At 73.7% G+C, this 20,819-nt stretch carries 17 protein-coding genes and 1 pseudogene; 16 read left to right on the forward strand and 2 right to left on the reverse strand.

All coding sequences use genetic code 11. The features are described from left to right. Positions 1 to 31: 31 nt before the first annotated feature. Together WMF28_RS15565 and WMF28_RS15570 are read right to left on the reverse strand one after the other, a co-directional pair. On the reverse strand, positions 32 to 418 hold the full coding sequence (locus tag WMF28_RS15565) for a DUF4280 domain-containing protein (protein WP_437603022.1): 387 nt from the start codon (positions 416 to 418) through the stop codon (positions 32 to 34). A 119-nt stretch (positions 419 to 537) separates the two neighbouring features. Continuing rightward, on the reverse strand, positions 538 to 1,752 hold the full coding sequence (locus WMF28_RS15570) for an eCIS core domain-containing protein (protein ID WP_437603023.1): 1,215 nt from the start codon (positions 1,750 to 1,752) through the stop codon (positions 538 to 540). A gap of 360 nt (positions 1,753 to 2,112) precedes the next feature. On the opposite strand from WMF28_RS15570, the gene WMF28_RS15575 reads away from it, so the two are divergent. From WMF28_RS15575 to WMF28_RS15650, 16 genes and pseudogenes are all read left to right on the forward strand, one after another. Continuing rightward, the gene (locus tag WMF28_RS15575) at positions 2,113 to 2,982 is read left to right on the forward strand and encodes a hypothetical protein (protein WP_437603024.1); all 870 of its coding nucleotides are present in this window, start codon (positions 2,113 to 2,115) and stop codon (positions 2,980 to 2,982) included. Positions 2,983 to 3,533: 551 nt separating this feature from the next. Next, positions 3,534 to 3,737 (forward strand): annotated as a pseudogene (locus WMF28_RS15580) (AMP-binding protein); the annotation flags it as partial. A gap of 198 nt (positions 3,738 to 3,935) precedes the next feature. Then, entirely contained in the window at positions 3,936 to 4,985 is a 1,050-nt protein-coding gene (locus WMF28_RS15585) for a hypothetical protein (protein WP_437603025.1), read from the forward strand. Positions 4,986 to 5,012: 27 nt separating this feature from the next. Beyond that, a complete protein-coding gene (locus tag WMF28_RS15590; RefSeq protein ID WP_437603026.1) occupies positions 5,013 to 5,993 on the forward strand; it encodes a type VI secretion system protein IglI family protein in 981 nt (326 codons plus the stop codon). Then, entirely contained in the window at positions 5,990 to 6,886 is an 897-nt protein-coding gene (locus WMF28_RS15595) for a hypothetical protein (protein WP_437603027.1), read from the forward strand. Before WMF28_RS15590 ends, WMF28_RS15595 begins: the two co-directional genes overlap by 4 nt. A gap of 30 nt (positions 6,887 to 6,916) precedes the next feature. After that, positions 6,917 to 8,137, forward strand: coding sequence for a type VI secretion system contractile sheath small subunit (locus WMF28_RS15600; RefSeq protein WP_437603028.1), 1,221 nt, complete (start codon positions 6,917 to 6,919; stop codon positions 8,135 to 8,137). A 78-nt stretch (positions 8,138 to 8,215) separates the two neighbouring features. After that, positions 8,216 to 9,826 carry a type VI secretion system contractile sheath large subunit gene (gene tssC, locus WMF28_RS15605; RefSeq protein WP_437603029.1) on the forward strand — a complete coding sequence of 537 codons (1,611 nt, stop codon included), beginning with the start codon at positions 8,216 to 8,218 and terminating at the stop codon, positions 9,824 to 9,826. A gap of 53 nt (positions 9,827 to 9,879) precedes the next feature. After that, complete coding sequence (locus tag WMF28_RS15610; RefSeq protein ID WP_437603030.1) at positions 9,880 to 10,449, forward strand: hypothetical protein; 570 nt, start codon at positions 9,880 to 9,882, stop codon at positions 10,447 to 10,449. Positions 10,450 to 10,467: 18 nt separating this feature from the next. Continuing rightward, the gene (tssK, locus tag WMF28_RS15615; RefSeq protein ID WP_437603031.1) at positions 10,468 to 11,739 is read left to right on the forward strand and encodes a type VI secretion system baseplate subunit TssK; all 1,272 of its coding nucleotides are present in this window, start codon (positions 10,468 to 10,470) and stop codon (positions 11,737 to 11,739) included. A 33-nt stretch (positions 11,740 to 11,772) separates the two neighbouring features. After that, positions 11,773 to 12,138, forward strand: coding sequence for a GPW/gp25 family protein (locus tag WMF28_RS15620; RefSeq protein ID WP_437491832.1), 366 nt, complete (start codon positions 11,773 to 11,775; stop codon positions 12,136 to 12,138). Between the two features lie 22 nt (positions 12,139 to 12,160). Beyond that, entirely contained in the window at positions 12,161 to 13,795 is a 1,635-nt protein-coding gene (locus WMF28_RS15625) for a hypothetical protein (protein WP_437603032.1), read from the forward strand. A gap of 5 nt (positions 13,796 to 13,800) precedes the next feature. After that, complete coding sequence (locus WMF28_RS15630; protein WP_437603033.1) at positions 13,801 to 14,379, forward strand: hypothetical protein; 579 nt, start codon at positions 13,801 to 13,803, stop codon at positions 14,377 to 14,379. A gap of 9 nt (positions 14,380 to 14,388) precedes the next feature. Next, the gene (locus WMF28_RS15635; RefSeq protein WP_437603034.1) at positions 14,389 to 16,023 is read left to right on the forward strand and encodes a type VI secretion system baseplate subunit TssF; all 1,635 of its coding nucleotides are present in this window, start codon (positions 14,389 to 14,391) and stop codon (positions 16,021 to 16,023) included. Beyond that, the gene (locus WMF28_RS15640) at positions 16,020 to 16,634 is read left to right on the forward strand and encodes a DotU family type IV/VI secretion system protein (RefSeq protein ID WP_437603035.1); all 615 of its coding nucleotides are present in this window, start codon (positions 16,020 to 16,022) and stop codon (positions 16,632 to 16,634) included. The genes WMF28_RS15635 and WMF28_RS15640 overlap by 4 nt, the downstream gene beginning before the upstream one ends. A 13-nt stretch (positions 16,635 to 16,647) precedes the next feature. After that, positions 16,648 to 17,103: a hypothetical protein gene (locus tag WMF28_RS15645; protein WP_437603036.1), complete on the forward strand. Its 456-nt coding sequence runs from the start codon at positions 16,648 to 16,650 to the stop codon at positions 17,101 to 17,103. 49 nt (positions 17,104 to 17,152) lie between these two features. Beyond that, complete coding sequence (locus tag WMF28_RS15650; protein ID WP_437603037.1) at positions 17,153 to 20,650, forward strand: hypothetical protein; 3,498 nt, start codon at positions 17,153 to 17,155, stop codon at positions 20,648 to 20,650. Positions 20,651 to 20,819 lie beyond the last annotated feature (169 nt).

The raw sequence follows: 20,819 nt of genomic DNA on the forward strand, positions 1-20,819 counted from the left end.
TTGAGGACGAAAGCTGGCCCCGGCGGCGCGCTCAGCCGTCGATGACCTTGGTCTGGCCGGGGTTCAGGATCTGGATGACACCGCCCCATGTGCACATCAGCTTGGCGGCGCTGTCGAGGGCGGGCATGCCCTTGAGGAGCACCTTGGTGCTCCCCGGGATCCAGGTGCCGGCGGGGACGGGGACGCAGGGCATGGGGGTGAGGACGCCGAGGGCGGCGGCGGTGGCCGCGGCGACGGTGGGGTTCGCCAGGGAGGAGCAGGCGCCGAAGGGGAGGACATTGAGCACCGGGGCGCAGTCCGAGATGTTGGCGGCGGGCAGGGTGGCCATGGCCTGGTGGACGGGGAGGGCCATCAGCGTGGCGGGGGCCATGCCGAAGCTGCACATCGTGGTGGCTCCCGCGCAGACTTGAACGGCCATGGCGGGGGAGGATAGGGGAGGGGGGCGATGAAGGGCCAGATTTCGAGCGGGCCGGCGCCCTCCGGAGGTCTCCAGCGCTGCGCCGAAGACGCCCACGTCGATCTCGGCTCCTCCGCTCTTCAGCTCTCGTCGTCCAGCGTCTCGTACATCACCCTCGGCCCCGGCGCCGCCCCGCCCTCGGGGACCGGCACCCGCGCCGCGCGCAGCACGTCGAGCGCGAACGTCGAGCACTGGCGCTTGTCGAGGCTGTATCGGTATCGCCCCGACTCGTACTCCGCGATCTTCGCCATCGCCGCCCGCGCCTGCTCCCCCGTGATCGCGTAGTCCCGCGTCTTCACCCCTGGCCTGTCGAAGGCGCCTTTGTCGTCGTGCACCACGCCCTCGACGCCCCTCCTGAGCCGCCCCAGGTCCCGCTGCGGGTCGTAGCTCGAATACCGGGCCGGCGAGAACCCGAACGCCCGTCGCTCCCCGCTCGGCTCCTCGATCGCCACGAAGCTGTGTCCCGCCACCGGCTCGGGCAGCTCCCTGTCGTGCATGTAGGCGCCCACCAGCAGCCGATAGCCCCCCTTCGCCTGCGCCCCGCCGCTCTTCGCCTGCGCTCCCGCTGGCCCTCCCGCCCCGCCGGGCGCCGGCCCCGACGACCCGGGCCCGCTCTTCCCCTGCGCCGCCGCCTTCCCGTGCCGGTCCGCCTCGGCCTCCAGCTCGAAATCCTGCACCACCGCCACGCCGTCGCCGAAGGGGTTGGCGACCCGCCCCTCCCGCTGCTGCACGACGTGCGTGAGCTCGTGGCCGAGGAGCTCCTGGCCATAGTGCGTGTGCGGCTGGTAATGCTCCGGCGCGAAGTAGAGATCAGAGCCGAGCGTGAAGGCGAGCGCCCCGATCGAGGAGGCCTCGGGGCCGACGTGGACCCGCACGTCCGAGAAATCGGCTCCGAAATAGCGCTCCATGCGGAGCTGCACCGAGGGCGGGAGCTTCTGCCCGGCCTTCGCCGGGCCCTCCAGGAAGCCGGTGGGCGGCTGGAACGCGTGGACGTCCGCCTCCTTGCGCTGCGCCGCCCCGGCGGCCCGGGGCGCCGCGCCGAAGGGCGCCCGCGGCTGGGCGACGGTGGCGGGGTGCGGCGGCCTCGGCGCGAAGCTGAGCCCGGGGCGGGGCTGAGCGACGGTGGCGGGGTGCGGGGGCCGCTGCCGTGGGTCCATGGCGGCGCGCGGCTGCGCGGCGGTGGCCGGGTGCGGCGGCAGGACCGTGCGGGCGAAGCGCTGGACCGCCGTGCCCGCAGGGACGCGGCGCTCGGGGAAGAAGGCCTGGATGACGCGGGGGGGCGCAGCGGGACGCATGGCCGATGGCGAGCACGGTATCACCCCTGCCCGCGGAGGCTCCAGAAGCTTGCCGAAGAGCCCGGCTCCGCGCGCACGGCGTTTCACCGAGGGCCTGGGGTGTTGCAGATGGGACCGCGGTCCTGTCGGTGGTCGATTTGCGGTCACATTTCGTCGCTGGTTTTTCCCAGGACCGCATTACGTGCAACCGCACGAGTGGTGCGCACAAAATCAGCTGTTTCGGCGGATTTCTCGCTGGCACCACCCAGCGGTATCGATACGTTATGCCGCGCGAGCGCCCCGCCGCGGCCGGTCGGCTATCGGTAGCTCGTGTGCACCAGCCCCCTCTGGCCACGGCGTCCACCGCCCATAGAGCCCCGCATGCCGACGCTCGAGCACAATGGCATCGTCGAGATGTTCCGCGAGAACCCCGAGCTCGCGCCCCATTTCATGACGACTCTGTTCCACGTGGACGTGCCGCCGCACGCTTCCGCGGCGGTGGTCGAGTCGTCGCTCGATCAGCTCCTCCCGGTCGAGTTCCGCGCCGACCTGGTGCTCGAGCTGCGGGATGCCGCCGGTGCGCTCGTGCTGGCGATCGTCGTCGAGGTCCAGCGCGAGGAGGATCGGGATAAGAAGTACTCCTGGCCGGTGTACGTCGCCGTCGTGCGCGCCAGGAAGCGCTGCGACACGGCCGTCCTCGTGGTCGCGACGGACGCGGTCGTGGCCGCCTGGGCGGCGGAGGACATCGATCTCGGGCTGGTGCTCGGTCCGACAGTCATGCCGGCGATCACCGACCTGGCCGAGGCGGAGAGAGAGGTCGAGCTCGCCGTGCTCGCGGCGGTGGCGCACGGCAATGACCCCAACGGCATGGCCGTGGTGCAGGCGGCCGTCCACGCGCTGGCGCGGCTCGACTTGGACCATGCGGCGGTGTATTTTCAGATCATCTACGACGCGCTGCGCGAGCCCATGAGGCGGGCTCTGGAGGCATTGGTCATGGAGCGGCAGACCCAAGGCAAGGCGACGTTCCCCCCGTTCGCGCAGAAGATCTTCGAGCGCGGCATCAGCGAGGGCTTCCGTGACGGCGAGCTCCAAGGGAAGCGCGACGTGCTGTTCCGGCTGCTCGCGCGGGCGGGGATTGCGCTCTCGGACGAGCAGCGTGACCGCATCCTGGCGTGTGAGGACGGCACCACCCTGGATCGGTGGGCGGAGAACGTTCTGGGGGCGAAGACCGCTGCCGACGTGCTCCCCTGAGGCAACCCTGCGCCCGCCGGCCGTCCCGGCCGCGGTGTCGGCACCGCTGGAGCCGGGGCGGGATCCAGCCCTGATCGCAAACACGCAACCAGCGCCGCCGGGTGGTGGCCGGATTTGAACATGAAGGCGGGAAAGCGGGAAGAAAAGATCAATGATCTTCCTGCCTTCCCGCCTTCATGTGAAACACTCCGGGGCAAATCAGGCCACCACCCGCCGCCGAGGCGCTCCGCTGAGCCCCAGGCGGGGTAACCCGCCCGGCCGCGCCCGCCCGGCCGCACCCGGCACAATGTTGCCATCCATCAGAGGCCGCCGTTACGTTCCCGCCCCTGGATATCCCCGCCGCCCTCCGCTCCCTCGAGCTCTCTCGCGAGGACGACGTCCCCGACCTCGCCTGGCTCGCCGCGAGCCACGACGATCCCCCCGCCTTCTGGTCCGCCCTTGCCGATCACGCCCGCCGCGTCGGCCCCGCCCCGCGCAGCCGCCCCGGCCACGCCTACGACCTCTACCACGACGCCATCGGCCGCCACGCCGGCGCCGGCCGCGCGGCCTTCATCGCCTACCAGCGCCGCGCCGGCTGGCAATCGCTCTCCTATCCGGAGCTCGCCGCCCGCGCCTCCGCCTGCGCCCGGCGCTGGGCCGCCGCCGGCGTCGCGCCCGGCGCCGCCGTCGCCCTCGTCCTTCCCCTCGGCATCCCCTGGCTCATCGCCTTCGGCGCCGCCCTCCGCCTCGGCCTCGTCGTCTCCTTCCTCGCCCCCGCCGGCGAGCGCGCCCTGCTCCGCCGCCTCGAGGCGCTGGACCCCGCCCACGTCGTCGTCGATCCCGCCGCCCCGCCGCCCATCGGGCCCTTCGCCGAGCGCGCCCTGCCGCTCGCCGGCGACGGCCCGCCGCACGCCGCGCCGCCGCATGCCTATGCGCCCGACGAGCCCTGCGCGCGCCTCTTCTCGCCCCTGCGCGTGCCCCTCGCCGAGCCGGTGGACCTGCCCGCGAGCGCCGCGTGGCAGCGCGCCCTCCACGACGCCGTTCTCGCGTATCGCCTCGGCCCCGGCGACGCCCTCGCGCTCCCCGGTTTCCACCCCCAGCAGCATCACCCCGCGGCGATCCTCGCGGCCCTGCTCGCGGGCGCCACCTTCGTGCACCTCACCCCCGCCGACGTCCTCTCGCGCCCGGCCCTCCTGCAAGAGCAGCCCATCACCACCCTCGGCATCACCCCGGCGCTCTGCGAGGCGCTGCGCAAGGCGCCGATCGCGCGGCCGCCGAAGCTGCGCCAGTGGGTGCGGAGCGTCGACGAGCCGCTCGACTGGGTGGCCTGGAACGATCTCGTCAAGAAGAACGACCTCGCCGGCGTGCCCTCCACGAATCTCCTCGTCGACGCCGCCGCCGGCGGCGCCGTGCTCTTCTCCACGCGGCGCCCCGGCAGCGTCCAGGCGCTCGCGCTGCCGGCGGCCGGGCAGCCCTACGCCCTCTTCGACGCGACCGGGAGCGGCGAGCCCGCGGCCGGGGGCGCAGGCGTCTTCGTGCCGATGCCCGACGGCGATCCGAAGAAGGACGGGTGGTTCGTGCTCGCGCGGCGCGGCACGGAGCACCTGTGGGGCGGCACGCTCGTCCCTCGCCGCGCCGGGCGGGCCTTCCCGGCCGCGGAGCTCGCGGAGCGGGTCTCGGAGGTGCCCGGCATCCTGGGCGCCTGCGTGGTGCCCATCCCCACCGGAGACCCGGGGGCGCGCTGGGCCTTCCTCCTCCTCGCGTTCGCGGGCGCGCCGCCGGACGGCACCCCCGCGCGCGCCGCGCTCTCCGATGCGATCGACGCCGCCATCCGCGAGGACCTCGGCGACGATTTCCTCCCCGATCGCGTCACCGTGCTCCCCCTCTACCCCCGCATGCAGGGCCGGAAAGTGGACGCCGCGTGGTGCCAGCGGCAATACTCGTCGGGCTTCCTGGCGGCGAAAGCGCAGCACCCCGTATTCCGCCGCCTCGCCGGGCTGCGGGGCCTGGTCCTCGGGGCCTGAGCGCGGGCCGCCGCACGGATCCGCTGCATGATCGATATCGCCCTCGCCTCGCGCGCGCTCGACGGCCCCGGTCAGGACATGGCCGAGTCGACCGTCGACGCGCTCGTGCGCCTCGTCCAGGCGGGTGAACATCAGGAGGCGGCGAGGCAGGCGACGAAGGCGCTCGCGGCGGGGGGGACCGACGTCCGGGCGATCGCCGCGCTCCTCCTCGGCGTCTTCGGGGAGCGGGGACCGGCGGCGCTCCCGGGAATGCTGGACGTCCTGACCGGCGCGACCGGGCGGCGCTGGGAGGCGCTCCGGCCCGCGGCGCGGCGGGATCGGGCGGTGGACTCCGCGCTCTGCCTGCTGTTCCGGAGCGTGAAGGCGAGCATCGATTTCCACGAGAGCGCGCGCGACGCCACCTGGCGCGCATGGGTGGAGCAGGTGGACCGCGATCTGGCGCGCGCCTGCCTGGAGGCCGCCGCCGCCTTCGAGGCCGCCGCCGCCGAGCGGATCGCGTCCCCGCGCTGCGTCGTGGAGCTCGCCGGCCTGAAGACGCGGGTCGAGCTCTGCCTGCAGAGGATGCCCCAGCGCGAGCCCCCGCCGGAGCCGGTCGCCGCCCCGGAAGCGGGCGCGGACGCGGCCGCGAAGGACGTGGATGCGGACGCAGGCGCGGCGCCCCCTGCCGCCGGGATCGCGCAGAGCGAGCCCGCGCCGCAGGCGCCGGGGGCGCGGATGATCCAGGTCTCGCCGGCGCTGGAGCGGTTCATTCGCAAGCTCGAGGCGTTCGCCGGGCTCGTCGAGCAGGGCGAGATGGGCAAGGCCGCGATCGTGGCCCGGGACATCAAGGCCGCGGTCGACGACTTCGATCCGCGCGTCTACCTGCCCGCGCTCCTCGCGCCCCATTTCCGCCTGCTCAGCACGCATATCGAGGCGATCGCGCCCCACTGGGCCGCGGCGGACAGCCCGGCGTGGGAGGCGCTGGAGCAGCTCTATCGGGTCGATCTCGACGCCTTCCTCGAGCCTTGAGCGACGCGATGACCGCCGCCCGGGAGCGCCCCGACGAGGATCCCGCCGAAGAGGACGGCCCCGCGGCGCTCGAGGCGGCCATCCGCCGGCGCGCGAGCGCGCTCGACGCGCCGGCGCTGATCGCGCTGCTCCGGGAGAAGCTCCCCGACCGCGCCATCCGGTTCCGCTGCCACCCGTCGCTCTCCACCCGCTCCGCGATCGTGCACGACGTCGAGATCGCGCCCGATCACGTGGTGGTGACCCTGAACCTCGGGCTCCGGAGCAGCACGAGCCCGCTGCCCTCGTATTTCCTGGAGCTGCTCGCGCACCCGCGCGCCGGCCCGGCGCTGGAGGGCGTCCTCGCGATGCTCGACGATCGCCTGCTCCGCGACCGCGTGGACGCCCTCCTGCCCGAGCGCTCCGAGCGGCTCTTCCCCCGCGCGGCGGACGTGCGCCGCGACGCGCTCGCGCTGGCGCGGCCGGCCTCGCCGCTCGCGCTCCACTGGCTGCTCGAGAAGGTCTACCCCGAGCTCGGGGTGAGCGTGCGCCGCGCGCCCGTGCGGCGCGGCATGCCGGCGCAGGATCCGCGCCTCGGGCAGGCGGTGCTCGGCTTCGCGGCGCTCGGGGGCGAGGCGGAGATCACGGCGCCCGGGCTCGACGCGATCCTCGTCGCCGAGGAGTCCACCACCTGGAGCGGCGCGCCCTGGGCCGCGGAGGCGCGGCGCCGCCTCGATGCGCGCGTCCTGCCCGCCCTCGGCGATACGGGTCTTCACCTCCGCGTCATCCTGCTCGATCGCCAGGCCGATGGCCGGCTCGAGCTGGTGGGCGCGTCCCACCTCGGATTCGAGCCGATCGTGCGGGCGCGCCCGCCCAAGGCGACCCTCCTGTTCGAGGGGCGGGTCCCGCCCACGTGACGTGAAAGTTGGTCCGCGGAGGATGGGTGTGTGAGCCTATGCATCGTTCCGGGGGGCAATGGCGTTGCGCAGAGAGCGCCCCTGAGCGTCCACCGTGCCGAGCGAAGAAGGAGGACGGCGTTGAGCAAGCCGATCCAGGAGCAGATCTTTAAGTCGCGCCTGACAATTACCTACCGGACCGACATCACCGGGACGGTGCAGCAGGAGAACCTGCCCTATCGCCTGCTCGTCCTCGGAGAGTTCGCCGGTCGATCCCTCCGTCGAGGGAACCTGCTCCCCGACCTGGGGACGCGGGGCGTCCGCACGATCAAGCGCGGCACCACGGTGAACGATCACCTGCGCGAGGTGATCCCGATCTGGCGGATCCCGGAGGGGGACGAGGCGCTGCGGCCGCTCCGGAGCGCCATCCCCGGGCAGATCCACTTCGACAAGGTGACGTGCCTCATCCCCCTGACCGCGCTCGACAAGCCCGGGGAGACGGCCTTCAGCCTGAGCGGGTCGGCGCACTTCCGGAGCGCGGAGGGCGACAACGGGATGACCGAGATCACCGGCGATGTCCGGGTCCACGGCTCCCTCACGGTGACCATCGCCGATCGCACGGCGACGGCCAAGGGCGCCAAGATCGACCTGACGGGCGCCGTCACCGGGACCTACGTCGATCCGGCGACGAACAAGGTCGTCGGGATCCTCACCGGGTTCCTGGAGATGCGGGGGATCTCGCTCGACGACAAGCGGGTGACGATCTCGCCGGTGGAGGAGGGCGAGGAGGACGGCGCCGCGGCGGCCGCCGGGGACCGGAAGGTGAAGGCCTTCGCGGTCACCGTCGAAGGAGCGCAGTCTGGCCACGCGGAGCGGACGATCCCGTTCACCTCCGTCGACTCGTTCGCTCCGGACGCGGTCGCCACAAGCATTCCCGAGGTGTACCGCCTGCGCGTGCTCAAGCAGCTCCTCCTGGACCTGCAATCGGGGCTCAGGAACCGACCCGATCTGCGCAAGCGGCTGAAGGACATGCTTCCGGGTTATGGCGAGTCCACGGCGGCGATCGAGGCGAAGCTCGCGGGGTTCCGCGAGCTCAAGGCCTGGGCGGGCGAGAGCTTCCCGCTGCTCCAGATCGAGCCGCCCGACGTCGCGCCCCCGGCGGGCGGAGGCGGCGCCCCGGCGGGCGGAGGCGGCGCCCCGGCGGGCGGAGGCGGCGCCCCGGCGGGCGGAGGCGGCGCCCCGGCGGGCGGAGGCGGCGCGGATGGCACCTGAGCACCGGTCCCTGGTGAGAGCGCTCGGCAAGACGAGGCGGGAGAATCAGCGATGGCTCTGACGGACAAAGCGAAAGAGTTGCAAGAGCGCCTCCTCGAGACGCTCGGAGAGACGCCCGGAGATCTCTACAAGAACGGCGATCCCAGCGGCAGTCCCAAGGCGATCATCAGCCTGGCGAGCAAGCCCGCGGCGACCGTCGCCGCCCCCGGGGCGGCCGCCGCCCCCGGGGCGCTGCTGTCCGCGCCGGCCGGCGTGGCCGCGCCGCTCCATTTCGACGATCGCAGCACGGAGCTCAACGAGGGGGCGCGCTTCATGAACGCGCTCGCGGTGCTCCTCGTGAACAGCGCCGACATCAACCGTGACCTGAAGAGCTTCAGCGATATCCTCGACACCATCGGCCGGCTCACCGCGGCGATCGACAAGAAGGTCGCCACGTACCTGGATCTCGTCTACCACGACGACGACTTCCAGGCGCTGGAGGCCGCGTGGCGCGGGCTCGACGACCTCGCGTCGAGCGTGAACGAAGAGGACGTGACCATCGACTTCCTCGACGCGAGCAAGGAGGAGCTCTTCAACGACCTCGTCGACCACAAGTCCGACATCTTCGGCGGGGAGCTCTTCAGGAAGGTCTACATCGAGGAGTACGATCGCTACGGCGGCAAGCCGTTCGCGTCGATGATCGGCCTCTACGAGTTCAACTCCTCGGACGAGGACGTCGAGTGGCTCAGCGCCATGAGCAAGGTCGCGAACGCGAGCCACTGCCCCTTCGTGTCGGCGGTGCACCCGACGTTCTTCCAGCCCAGCAAGACGATGGAGGAGGTCGCCCAGATCGGGGATCTCGACGCGGTGCTCGCGCACCCGAGGTTCGGGAAATGGCAGGCGCTCCGCGACACCGACGCGGCGGCCTACCTCGCTCTCACGCTGCCGCGCTACCTGCTTCGCCACCCCTGGGCGAACGGCGCGTCGATCCAGCGGGGCAACCAGATCGGGTTCGGCGAGACCGTCCACCCCGGCCGCACCGACGACGCGAGCCACTTCCTCTGGGGAAACTCGGCGATCCTCTTCGCCAAGAACATGGTGCGCTCCTACGAGCGGAGCGGGTGGGCGCAGCACATCCGCGGCCCGAAGGGCGGCGGCATCGTCGAGGGGCTCACGGTCCACACGTATACGAAGAACGGCTACGAGGAGATCCAGCCCCCGGTCGAGATCGCCATCCCCGATTACCGCGAGCTCCAGTTCGCGAAGAACGGCTTCATCCCGCTGGTGCACAAGAAGAACGAGGCCACCGCCACGTTCTTCAGCTCCCAGTCGATCAAGAAGCCGCGCCTCTTCGTCGAGGACCTGAACACAAAGAACGCGCACCTGGTGACGAACCTGGCGTATACCTTCTCGGTCACCCGCATCGCCCACTTCGTCAAGCGGATGATGCGCGAGTACATCGGGAGCACCGCCGACGGGCCGTACATCCAGCGGGTCCTCGAGGGCTGGCTCGGCCAGTACGTCACCACGATCACGAACCCCGACGACCTGACGCTGCTCTATTACCCGTTCAAGGCGGTTGCGGTCGAGGTCGAGCCGAAGCCGGGCCCCTTCGGCTGGTACAAGGCGACGCTGTCCGTCCTGCCGCACGTCCAGTTCGAGGGGATGGATGTGGAGCTGCGCCTCGAGGCGGCCCTCGGCGGGCCCTGAGGCCACGAGTCGACGAGGACGAGCCCCCCACGCGCGAGAAAGGATGAGCGGCCATGCCGACGTTTCGTAGAACCCTCGATATCTACCAGGGATACAACTACAAGAAGGACAAGCAGACGCCGGTCGGCTTCATCACGAAGCTGAAGCTCGGCGACACCGACCTCACGGCGGACCAGACTTGCAAGGACCCGACCAACCCGACGACGGATCTGAAGGTGGTCGCCGTGCTGTCCGACATCCAGTGGGAGACGGGCGTCACCGACGCGATCTATTTCGCCGGCCAGGTCTCGATCACCAACAAGCAGAGCCTCCTCACGCTGGTCTACACGTCGATGACCAACGTCCTCGCGGAGTTCCAGTTCTCGGTCTACGACTACGACCCGCTGGCGAAGAAGTATTTCCTCTGCTTCCACAGCAACCAGACCGACATGAAGGGCATCCTCGAGAAGAACGGGGACGAGCTCAACCTGGCCGTGGCGGACGACGCCTCGACCCAGGTGCAGTCGCCCGAGAACTACGCGGCCACCACCGGCATCAAGCCGCAGCCCACGGCGCAGGCGCTCCAGGTCGCGGTCGGCGACGGCAAGAACTTCGCCAAGGCCTGGGGCCTCACGGTCGGCTGAACGGCCGCCGGGAGCACGATGGCGGCCTCCACCCTGGCTCGTCCGACGTGGCGGATCGGGCAGATCCTCCTGCCCGAGCACTTCGCCGGCCTCGAGGCGGCGCTCGCCGCCGAGACGGCGCTGCGCGCGGGGCTCAGCGCGCCGGCCTACGGCGTGGCCCGGCTGGCGTGGAACGGCGACGATCCGACGGACGGCGTCCTCTGGGTCACCGCCCTCACCGCGGTGCTGCCGGAGGGCGCGCTCATCGACGTGCCGGGCAACGCCAGGATGCGCGCGCCGCTCGACCTCAAGGAGGCCGGGCGGCGCGAGGTGGAGGTCTTCGCCCACGTGCTCGACCCCGAGGGCGACGGCGGCGAGGGCGAGCCGCCGATGGAGCTGCCCTCGCCGCGGGAGATCCCGCGGGTGTTCCACGTCATCGAGCTCTCCACCGAGCGCGCCGCGCTGGGCGCCCGCGGCCGCGTCCCCCTCGGCCGCTTCGTCCTGCAGCGCGGCGCGTTCCGCCTCGACGAGGCCTCGGCACCGCCGCTCCTGCGCCTCGACACAACCCCTTACCTCACCCGCGCCCTCGCGTCGCTCCGCGGCGATCTCGCCGGTCTGGAGAGCGCGCTCGACGCGCGGGCGCTCGACGCGCTGGGCCGCGGCGAGTCGCTCGGGCCGGTGCAGCGCGTGCGGCTGGAGGCGCGCAAGCTCGCCGCGCTGCTCGCGGACATCGAGCGCGGCGTGCCGCTCCACCCTTACGCCGTGTTCTCGGCGCTGCGCGCGTTCTCGCTCGACGTCTACCTGCTCGACGAGCACGCCTCGCCGTGGCAGCCGCCGGCCTACGATCACGACGCGCCGGCGCACTGCTTCGGCGAGGTGCTCGCGCATCTCGAGCGCCGGACGGCGGCGCCGCAGCCGTCCTCGCCGGCCGTCGCCTTCCTCCCGGACAACGGCCGCCTCGTCGCCGCCGAGCTGCCCGACGAGGCGCTCTCGGCGCCCGAGGTCTACGTGGCCGTGCTCAAGGCGCGCGCGGCCGATCGGGTGCCGCTCGACGGCGTGCGGCTGGCCAGCCCGACCCGGCTGCGGATCGTGCGCGAGCACGCGCTCCGCGGCCTGCGGCTCGCCCCCACGTCGAGCCCGCCCTTCCGGCACGGCTTCGGCGGGGCGGTCGACTTCTACCGGGTGGTCTTTGGCGCGGCCGGCGACGAGGGCGGCGAGTGGGCGCACGCCGCGCGCGAGCGCGCCCTCGCGTTCCACCCGCCGCCGCACCTCGAGGGGCACCAGGTCGTCCTCTGCTGGAGGCGGCCGTGAGTACCCTATACTCGGCCACGGAGGCGCTGGATCGTGTCGTTCTTCGGGAAGCTTTCCGGCAATCCGGACGAGCGCGCGCTCGAGAGCATCGCGCGGAACCTCGAGGCGGTGCTCAACGCGAAGCGCGGGCACGCCGGCGCCGTGGAGGTCTTCGGGATCGGGGGCTACGACGGGATCCACGCCACGAAGCCGTTCATCGGCGCGCTCTCCCAGGAGATGCTGGAGCAGGTCAAGCGCCACGAGCCGCGGCTCACCGAGCCCCAGCTGACCCTGATCGGGCGGGATCGCGCGCTCTGGGTGCGCTTCCGGCTCAGCGGGCGCTGCCAGGGCGAGGCCTGCTCGTTCGCGATCCTCTTCCACAGCGTCTTCCGCAGCGTCCGGGTGCTGCCGGCGGCGTAGGGCCGAGGGGAGGGGCGCGGTCGTGAGGGAGCGCCTCCAGATCTCGCTCACCCTCACGCTGGCGGGGACGGCGCACGAGATCCCCGGCGGCGACGTGCGCGGCCTCGGGCTCGAGATGCACGCCTGGGGCGTGGAGGGCTGGGTGGAGTTCGTCGTGCAGGCCGACGACGGCCGGCAGGGGAAATACGCCGACGCGATCCTCGACGATTTCCAGAAGCCCGATCTCGCCGAGGTCTCGCTCTCCCTCCAGGCGGGGCACCTCGAGACCGACACCGAGCCGTCCGACGCGGTCCTGAAGACGGGCGGCGTGGTGCTGGAGCGGGCGCTGCGCGAGGAGGTCCACCAGCCCGAGGGCGAGGCGGCCGACGCGCTCTCCCGGTACTACCGGGTGAGCTTCGCCGATCCGGCGCGCGCGCTGTGGCGCCAGCACTTCCCCTGCGAGCTCACCACGAACAAGTCGTTCAAGGACGTCATCGAGGCCCACAAGGGCGCGAAGGCGACGCTGACCTACGACTTCGACCCGATCACGACCGCGGAGCCGCTGATCTTCTTCCACCTCGACCCGGCCGCGGGGAGCAGCTTCTACGATCTCGTCCTCTGGTACGTGCGGCACCGGATGGGCGTGTTCACCTTCGATCACGCGGCGCGGGCGTACTCGATCAAGGGGGCCAAGGACACGAGCGGCGCGGCCGCCGAGCTGCCCGCCGAGGACCTGGCGCGGCTCACCTCGGTCTTCCCCGCGATCCCGCGGCACAAACCGCGCGTGCGCTGCTCGTACACGGAGTCGCCGCGCACCGAGGTGGGCGAGAACGCGAACGCGGCCGCGGGGGTGTTCCGCGACGCGCTGATCCGCACGCCGATCGCCGCGGAGGTGGACGGCCGGGTGGCGCTCGAGAAGGCGCGGCCGCTCCTGCCGGGGCGGGGGGTCGAGGTGGTGTTCCGCCGCTTCCCCACCGTGCAGGTGGCGCCGGGCAGCCTCGTGTCGATCTCCGCGACCGGCGGGCACAGCGCCGCGCTCCTGCTCGCCGCGGATCCGTTTCGCGTCCACCGGCTCTCGATCGAGGCGCGCGCCGTCGACGAGGGGCCGGAGCAGGGCTACGGCGAGCCGTCGACGGCGTTCGAGCTCTCGATGTCGGCCCACCTCGAGGCGAAGGCCGAGCCCGCGCTCCGGCTGCCGCCCATCGTGGATCCGCGCTTCCCCGGGTACCTCGAGGGCAAGGTGGTGAGCACGGTCGGCGAGGACGCCGAGATCACCTACCAGTTCGCGACGGACTCGAGCACCTCGGTCGAGCGCTACACGATCGAGATCCCCCTCTTCGAGGACCAGGAGATCACCGCGCCCTACGAGCCGACCTCCGGCTCGGGGACGCTCTACCTGCCGCTCTACAAGGGCGAGCGGGTCCTCTGCGCGCTCGATTTCTCCCGGGCGCGCGTCCAGGCGCTGCTCGACTGGCGCGCTGACGCCAGGGCCCCCGCGGACGGGCAGGGGCAGCACCTGTTCCTGGGCAAGTCGGCCACGAACAGCACGTCGGTGCTCCACGACTACCAGGACGAGAAGCCCGTGCTCCGCGTCCTGCGCACGAACGACAAGGACACCGTCCTCCTCCAGCTCGAGGAGGGCAAGCTCACCCTCAAGGTCGAGGAGAAGCAGGGCTAGCCGCGATGGGGACCCTCGTCTGCACCATCGAGATGGACAAGGCCGCGGGGCTCACCGTCACCATCACCAACGCCGACGCCAAGATCACGCAGACCATCAAGATGGACGGCACGAAGATCGAGCTGAAGGTCGCGGGCGATCAGGCGACGAGCATCATCCAGCAGGTGGCCGAGAAGATCACCATCACCTGCAAGCAGTTCGAGGTGAAGGCGGAGGAGACGATCGACCTCTCCTCGGGCAAGGCGTCCACGTGGAAGAGCGGCGACGCGCTCACCGCGCAGAGCGCGAAGGACATGACGCTCACGTCGGACGCGGACGTGAGCGTCTCCGGGCAGAAGATCGCGGCCGATGGGCAGACCGAGGTGAGCCTGAGCGGCGCGTCGACGAGCACGCTCTCCCTCGCGAGCGCGGGCGCGACGGTCGCCTCGGGGGGGAAGCTCGAGCTGTCGCAGGCGCAGGCCTCGATGTCGGGGGTGCAGGTGCAGGTGAAGGCGGACGGGATGATGTCGCTGGAGTCGTCCGGGATCGCCACGCTGAAGGGCAGCCTGACCAACGTGCAGGGCAACCTGATCAACCTGGGGTGAGGAGGGAGCATGAGCGCGAACAGCGAGCGGCTCTCTGCGATGTTCCTGGCGGAGCTCCAGGCGCTCGACGCCTTCGCGGCCCGGCGCGAGGCGGAGGGGGGCCTCCTGCCCGGGCGCGACGACCCCGACGTCCGCCGGATCCTCGAGGCGATGGCGTTCTTCTCGGCGCGGACGCGCGCCGCCGCCGCCGCCGCGACCCGCGCGGCGGTGCGGCGCATCGCCGCCGGCACCCTTGACGATCTCCTCGCGACGTCGCCCGCGGCGATGATGGTGCAGGCGGCGCCGGACGGCGGCCTGATCGAGCCTTCGGGGCTGCCCGCCGGCACCCTCCTCCGCGTCTCCACGCCGGAGGGCAAGGCCGGCATCTTCTCCACCGCGCGGCCGCTCGCGGTGCTGCCGCTCGAGATCGAGGGCGCGGCCCTCGTCGAGGTGCGGCGCCGGCTGCGCCTCACCCTCCGGCTGCGCGCGCTCCGGCCGATCAAGGGCGCGGTGGAGCTCCCGATCCACGTGCGGCGCCTCAACGACTACCGCGCCTCGCTCGCGTTGCACGACGCGCTCGAGCAGCACGCGGTGCGGGCGTTCGCCGTGGCCGACGGCGACGGGCGCGAGGCGCCGTGCCGGATCGCCTTCGGCGCGGAGCCGCCGCGGCGGCTCGCCGACGAGGCCGGCGAGCCGGGCGCGCTCGCGCGGATCCGCGGGTTCTTCCACCTGCCGGAGCAGGATCTGTTCGTCCACGTCGCGGTGCCGGCGGCGCCCACGCCGTGGAGCGCGCTCGCGATCCACCTCGATCTCGACGAGGCGTTCCCGTCGGACATGGTCGTGCCGCGTGACGCGTTCCACCTCTTCGTCGTGCCCGCCGTGAACGCCTGGACCGATCTCTCCGCGCCCGTCCTCTGCGACGGCACCCGGGACGGCTACCCGGTGCAGAGCCCGAGCGCGGTCCTCGAGGCCGTCGAGCTCACGGGCGTGCGCGGGGTCTACCGGAGCGACGACCGGGGGCTCTCGCCGATCCTGCCCGCCGCGCTCGCCTGTGGCGGCGACACCTACGAGCTCGAGGAGGACGAGGAGGGCGGCCCGCCGCGCCTGCGCCTGCAGATCGCCGGCGCGTTCGAGCGGCCCGCGAAGGTGCAGGTGGACGCGCGGTGGTCTCAGCCCGGCCTCTGGTCCTCGGCGGTGGGCCGGCTCGCGATCGTGCCGCAGACGCGGCACTTGCCGGCGATCTCCTTCCGCGCGCTCGGGCCGCTGCGCCGCCCCGAGGAGAGCCCGCTCGCGCGCGATCCCGCGCGCTGCCTCGACGTGCTCTCGCTGCGGATGCGGCCTTCGCTCTCTCAGCGGGACCTGATGGGCGTGCTGGAGATCCTCGGCACGGGCGCCGACGGGCCTTACCGGGGCGCGCACGCGCTCGTGGACTCCCTCGAGGTCGCCGAGGCGGCCGATCCGGCGCGGCGCGCGGGCGGCGTCCGGCGCGTCTACCGCCTCGCGCTGCGGCGGCGCGGCCCGGAGGACGCGCCGCTCCTGCGGCGGCTCGCGGCGCAGGTGGTCGAGCTGCTCGACGCATGGACCGAGGAGCCGGTGGACGTCGAGATCGACGCGCGCGGGGACGCGCCCCGGCGGGCGCTCCCGGCCGGCGGGGGGCGGGCGTGACCCCGCGGCTCTGGGCGGAGATCGTCGCGGCCCACCAGGACGCCGAGCGCATCATCGCCGCGGCGTTCGGGGACCGGGCGGCGCGGCCCGATCTCGATGCGCTGCGGGCGCGCCTGCGCCGCCGCCTCGACGAGCTGCTCGCGGCGCTCTCGCCTCCGGCCAGCGAGGAGGACGCCGTCTCCGCCCTGGTGCCGCTCGTGCTCCTCCTCGACGAGCGGGTCGAGGGCCGGCTCACCCGGCTCGACCCGGAGGAGCCGCCCGCGTGGCCGGCCCTCCAGCGCGACCTGTTCCCGGCGGGCGACGGCGGCGACGTGTTCTACGAGCAGGCGGCGGCCCTGCTGCGCCTGGCCGCGCCGCCGGCGCTCGTGGTCGGGGCCTACCTCTTCTGCCTCAGGGCCGGCTTCGAGGGTCGACTCGTCGACGCGCCGGCCCAGATCCCGCGCTGGAAGGAGCGCCTCGCCGCGAGGCTGCCGCCGGCCGCGCCCCTCGTGGCCGAGGCGGCGCAGGCCGCGTCGCGGAGGGCGAGGCCGCGCTGGCACCACGTGGCGGCCGTGGTAGGCGCCCTGCTCGCGCTGCAGCTCGTCCTCTTGGCCATCACGCGCGGATTGTGATGCAGTGGCCGCCGTGGCGGCCGATCCCGAGAGCAAGCACCCCACGTCGCCGGTGCTCGCGCGCTGGCGCGAGACGGCGTCGCGCCCGGGCGCGCTGCCGCGCGGTCCGCGGCCCGCGGCCTCGCGCGAGCTGCCCGCCGCGCCGCCCGCGGATCCGGTCGACGTGGAGGGCCGCGCCGCGCCGCGCGAGGCTGCGCCCCGGGACCCCGTCGTCGCCGCGCCGCGCGAGGCTGCGCCCCGGGACCCCGTCGCGCTCCTCGCCGAGATCGAGGAGGCGATCGCCGCGGCGGCGCCGCCGGCGTTCGTCGCGGTCGCGCGCGCGGCGCTGGATCCCCTCCGCGCCGCCCTGGGCGCGCCCGATGCGGAGCGCGATCCAGCGGCGCTGCTCCCGGCCTTCGAGCAGGCCGAGGACATCCTCGAGGCGCTCCTCCTCCTTCCGGCGCGGCCCCCGCCCCCCGTGGAGGGCTGATGCGAGCGGCGAGCGCGGCACCGCCGGGCCGCGCGGAGAGCGCGCTGCCGTGAGCCTCTGGATGATCGTCGCGCTCGCGGTGGTCGGGGTCGCGCTGGTGATCCTCGCGGTGGTCCTGCTCGTCCGGCAGCGTCGCCGCGCGCCGAAGGCGCCGAGCGCGCCCTCGCTCGGCGCGGCGTGGTCGCGCTTCGTGCGCGGCCTGCCGGCGAGCGCCCGGCGCGATCCGGTCGTCGTGGTCCTCGGCGAGCGGCTCGCGGGCAAGTCGCGGCTCGTCCTCGCCGCCCTCGAGCAGGGCGGCAGCCCCGTGCTGGGGGGGCCGGACGCGCCCGAGGATCCGCGGCTCACCCCCTTCGCCGGCCGGCAGATGCTCGTGCAGGAGATCTCCGGCGACCTCCTCGAGGACACGCGCGCCGAGGCCCGGGACGCCCTGCGCGAGCTCTGGGAGCCCCTCTCGCTGGAGGTGCCGCTCGTGGTGGTCGTGCTCGACGCGGGCGCGCCCTCGTGGTCGCCGGTCGGGCTGCGGCGGCTGGGTGCGCTCGCGCGCGCCAAGGTCGACCTGCTCACCGCGCTGCGCGGCACGCCGCCGCGTGTGCGCGTGTGCCTGACGCACCTCGACGAGGCGGCGGAGGGCTTCCGCGAGCTCGCGCCGATCGCCCGCGACGCCGGCCACACGGCGGAGCTGGTCCCCGCCGGCCGCGGCGCGTCCGAGCTCTCCGCCGCGGTCGCGCCGCTCGGGACCTACGTCTCCCCGTCGCTCGCGGCGCTGTCCACCGAGGCGCTGGGCCGGGTGACGCGGTTCCTCACCGCGTCCGGCCCCGGCCTGCTCGGCGCGCTCGCGCCGTTCCTCGAGGCGCTGCTCGGCGGCCGCGGCGCCGCCGCCGCCCCGACGCTCGAGGGCATCGTGCTGGCGGGGCTGCCGGACGGGGAGGGCGGCGCCGCGGTCCTCGGCGATCCGCTCTCGTTCGACGGCGCGCTCGTCGATCGGGACGCGCGCGCGTTCGACCGCCGGCGGGCGCGGACCGCGGTCCTGGCCGTTGTCGCGGGGGCGGCGCTGCTCCTCGGCGTCTACGGCTGGCACCTCCACGCGCTCGGGCGCGCGGGCGACGCGGTGGATCGGCTGGCGAGGGCCGCGGAGGACGCGAGGCGCGCGCCGCCGAGGAGCTGGCCTGGGAACGCGAGGGCCCGCGAGGCCGAGGCCGCCGCGGCCGACGCGCTCTCCTCCGCGCTCCGGCCGCTCTGGCCCCCGCTGCGCGTCGCGTTCCCGTCCGACAAGCGGGACCTTGTCGAGCGCTTCCTGACGAGCCTCCGCGAGCTCTACCTCCTCCCCCCCGCGCGCGGCGGCGAGCGCGGCCGGCGCATCTATGCCCTCTCGCTGCTCTACGCCTCCAGGGACAACGCGCTCGGCGAGCGCATCCGGAGCGCGCCCGACGCCTGGGCCGCGGCGCTCGAGATCCCGGCGCGGGTCGCGCTCGACTACATCGAGCGCAGCGAGCGTCCCTGGTCCGGCAGCGTGGAGCCGCCGTCGGGCGGCGAGGCCGAGGTCTCGCTGGCGGACTGGGAGGGCTGGCTCGGCGCGCTCGACGAGGCGCTGCGGAGGGAGACCCTCGCCCAGGACGCGCTCGACGCGCTGCAGAAGCAGGGCGCCACGCTGTCCGAGTCGATCGGCGGCGCGGTCGAGGTGGGCGGGCTGGACGCCGTGATCGAGGAGCTCAGGGCCGTGCGCGGCGACGAGGAGGTCGACGCGCTGCTCGGGTCGGTGGCGGCCCGACGGCGGGAGCCGCGGTGGGTGAGCGACAACCGCGAGGCGCTGGAGGGGCTCCTCGCGATGGTGGGGCAGGGGAGCCTCGCCGTGCCCTCGGCGAAGGGCAAGAGCCTGCGCGAGGCGCTGAAGGATCTGGCGGTCGTCGGGGGCGACGCCGGCGTGAAGGACGCCGCCCACACGATCGTCGTCGACGGCCGCGCCGCGCGCACCTACCAGACCCGGGCCTTCTCGGATCTGCTCCGCTCGAGCCGGTCGGGTCTGTACGTGCGGGCGTTCATCGACGACGTGGCCGTCGCGGGGCGGTCGCTCTTCTTCGCGCGGACCTCGGACTACCCCGCGGTCGGCCTGGGCGACACGCGCCAGCGCGGGCCCACCCGGAGCCTCCCGGGGACGTTCACGGCGCGGGCCGTGGAGGCCGAGATCAAGCCGCCGCTGCTCGCGTTCGACGCCGCGCTCGAGGGCGCGCGGGTGCCCCGCGACGAGCGGGCCGCGTTCACCCGGCTGGTCGCCGACGGCATCGCGCGCCACGCGTCCGAGCACCGGGCGGCGCTGTGGGCGTACGTCTCGAGCTTCCGGCTCGACGTGACCTCCGCCGCGGGTCTCCGCGTCGATCTGGAGGCCATGGTCGGTCCAGCCTCCTGGTTCACGGACTTCTGGGTGACGGTGGCGGAGAACGCGCGCGTGGAGCCCGGGGGCAACGTCTACCTCCAGGTGCTCGCGGACGCGCTCGTCGCGTTCCGGCCGATCGTCGAGGTGATGACGGGCGACAAGGGCAAGTACCCGGCGCTCGACGCGTACTACGCGGCGATCTCGCCGATGGTGCCCTCGCTCGACGACGGCGCGCCGGCGGCGCCGGGTCCGGCCGATGCGCCGCTCGCGGATCGGCTGCCGCCGATCGGGAAGCTCGGGCTCGCGATCCTCGACGTCGACAAGCCGGCGCCGCTGCAGCAGGTGACCGCGTGGCTGGACGGGGCGCGCATCCACGAGAAGGCGCAGCGCGAGCCGTTCCTTTCCCCCGTGGCGCTGGCCTACGGGATGGCGCTCCAGCGGGTGGAGCGGACGATCGAGGCGGCGTGGCGGGAGCAGATGCGGCCGCAGGTGGCGCCGCTGCTCGCGCGGTTCCCGCTGGATCCGCGGGGTGAGGTGGAGGTGTCGCCGGACGATCTGCTGGCGGCGGTGGGGCCGAAGGGGACGTTCCGGTCGGGGGTGGATCTGATCCTGGGGCCTGTGTGCCGGAAGGGGAGCGCGGCCGGGTGCACGCCGAAGGCGCCGGTGGGGTCCCGCGCGGTGCGGGTGCCGGGCGAGGCGGTGGAGCTGGCGACGTGGGCGGAGAAGCTCTCGGCGGCGCTGTGGGACGACGGGGGAAACCCCAGGGCGATCGCGCTCCAGGTGCGGCCGCAGGTGCTTCCGGAGGTGCAGTACGGGGCGGGGATCGGGGTGACGCGATCGTTCCTGCGCTCGGGCGAGACGACGGTCTACGGGTTCAACCAGGCGCCGGCGTGGCGGGCGCTGGCGGTGACGTGGTGGACGTCGAGCGCGGCGAGCGCCGGGATGGAGCAGACCCTGGTCGGGGCCAGCGACACGCGGGCGCAGACGATCGAGAGCAGCGGCGCTGCGTGGCGGTTCTACCGCCTGCTCTGCCGCGCGGCGGCGGGATCGGAGGGGGTGGTGACGTGGCCGTTCGATCCGCCGGTCTCGTTCGACATGCAGCCTGCCCCGTGGGCGCTCGTCGTGCCGCCGGGGAACCGGGGGCGGCGTTGCGTGAGCGCGGTGGCGGCGGACTAGCGGGCGATCCCGCGCGATGGCCGCGGGATCCGTCACGTCCGGAGGAACCCTCCGGGGCTGGCGAAGGGGTCGTCCCGCACGCAAGCGGGGCGGCTACCGGCCGTGGGCCGAGCTTCTGCGCCGCACGTTTGCGATCGATGTCCTCGAGTGCCCGGCCTGCAAGGGCAGG

It is taken from the genome of Sorangium sp. So ce590, from assembly GCF_051521365.1.
Lineage (GTDB): Bacteria > Myxococcota_A > Polyangia > Polyangiales > Polyangiaceae > Sorangium.

Excerpts from the sequence above, each read along its gene's own strand:
- WMF28_RS15565 (WP_437603022.1), bottom strand. The coding sequence starts at position 418 with ATGGCCGTTCAAGTCTGCGCGGGAGCCACCACGATGTGCAGCTTCGGC.
- WMF28_RS15570 (WP_437603023.1), bottom strand. The coding sequence starts at position 1,752 with ATGCGTCCCGCTGCGCCCCCCCGCGTCATCCAGGCCTTCTTCCCCGAG.
- WMF28_RS15575 (WP_437603024.1), top strand. The coding sequence starts at position 2,113 with ATGCCGACGCTCGAGCACAATGGCATCGTCGAGATGTTCCGCGAGAAC.
- WMF28_RS15590 (WP_437603026.1), top strand. The coding sequence starts at position 5,013 with ATGATCGATATCGCCCTCGCCTCGCGCGCGCTCGACGGCCCCGGTCAG.
- WMF28_RS15610 (WP_437603030.1), top strand. The coding sequence starts at position 9,880 with ATGCCGACGTTTCGTAGAACCCTCGATATCTACCAGGGATACAACTAC.
- tssK (WP_437603031.1), top strand. The coding sequence starts at position 10,468 with ATGGCGGCCTCCACCCTGGCTCGTCCGACGTGGCGGATCGGGCAGATC.
- WMF28_RS15630 (WP_437603033.1), top strand. The coding sequence starts at position 13,801 with ATGGGGACCCTCGTCTGCACCATCGAGATGGACAAGGCCGCGGGGCTC.
- WMF28_RS15635 (WP_437603034.1), top strand. The coding sequence starts at position 14,389 with ATGAGCGCGAACAGCGAGCGGCTCTCTGCGATGTTCCTGGCGGAGCTC.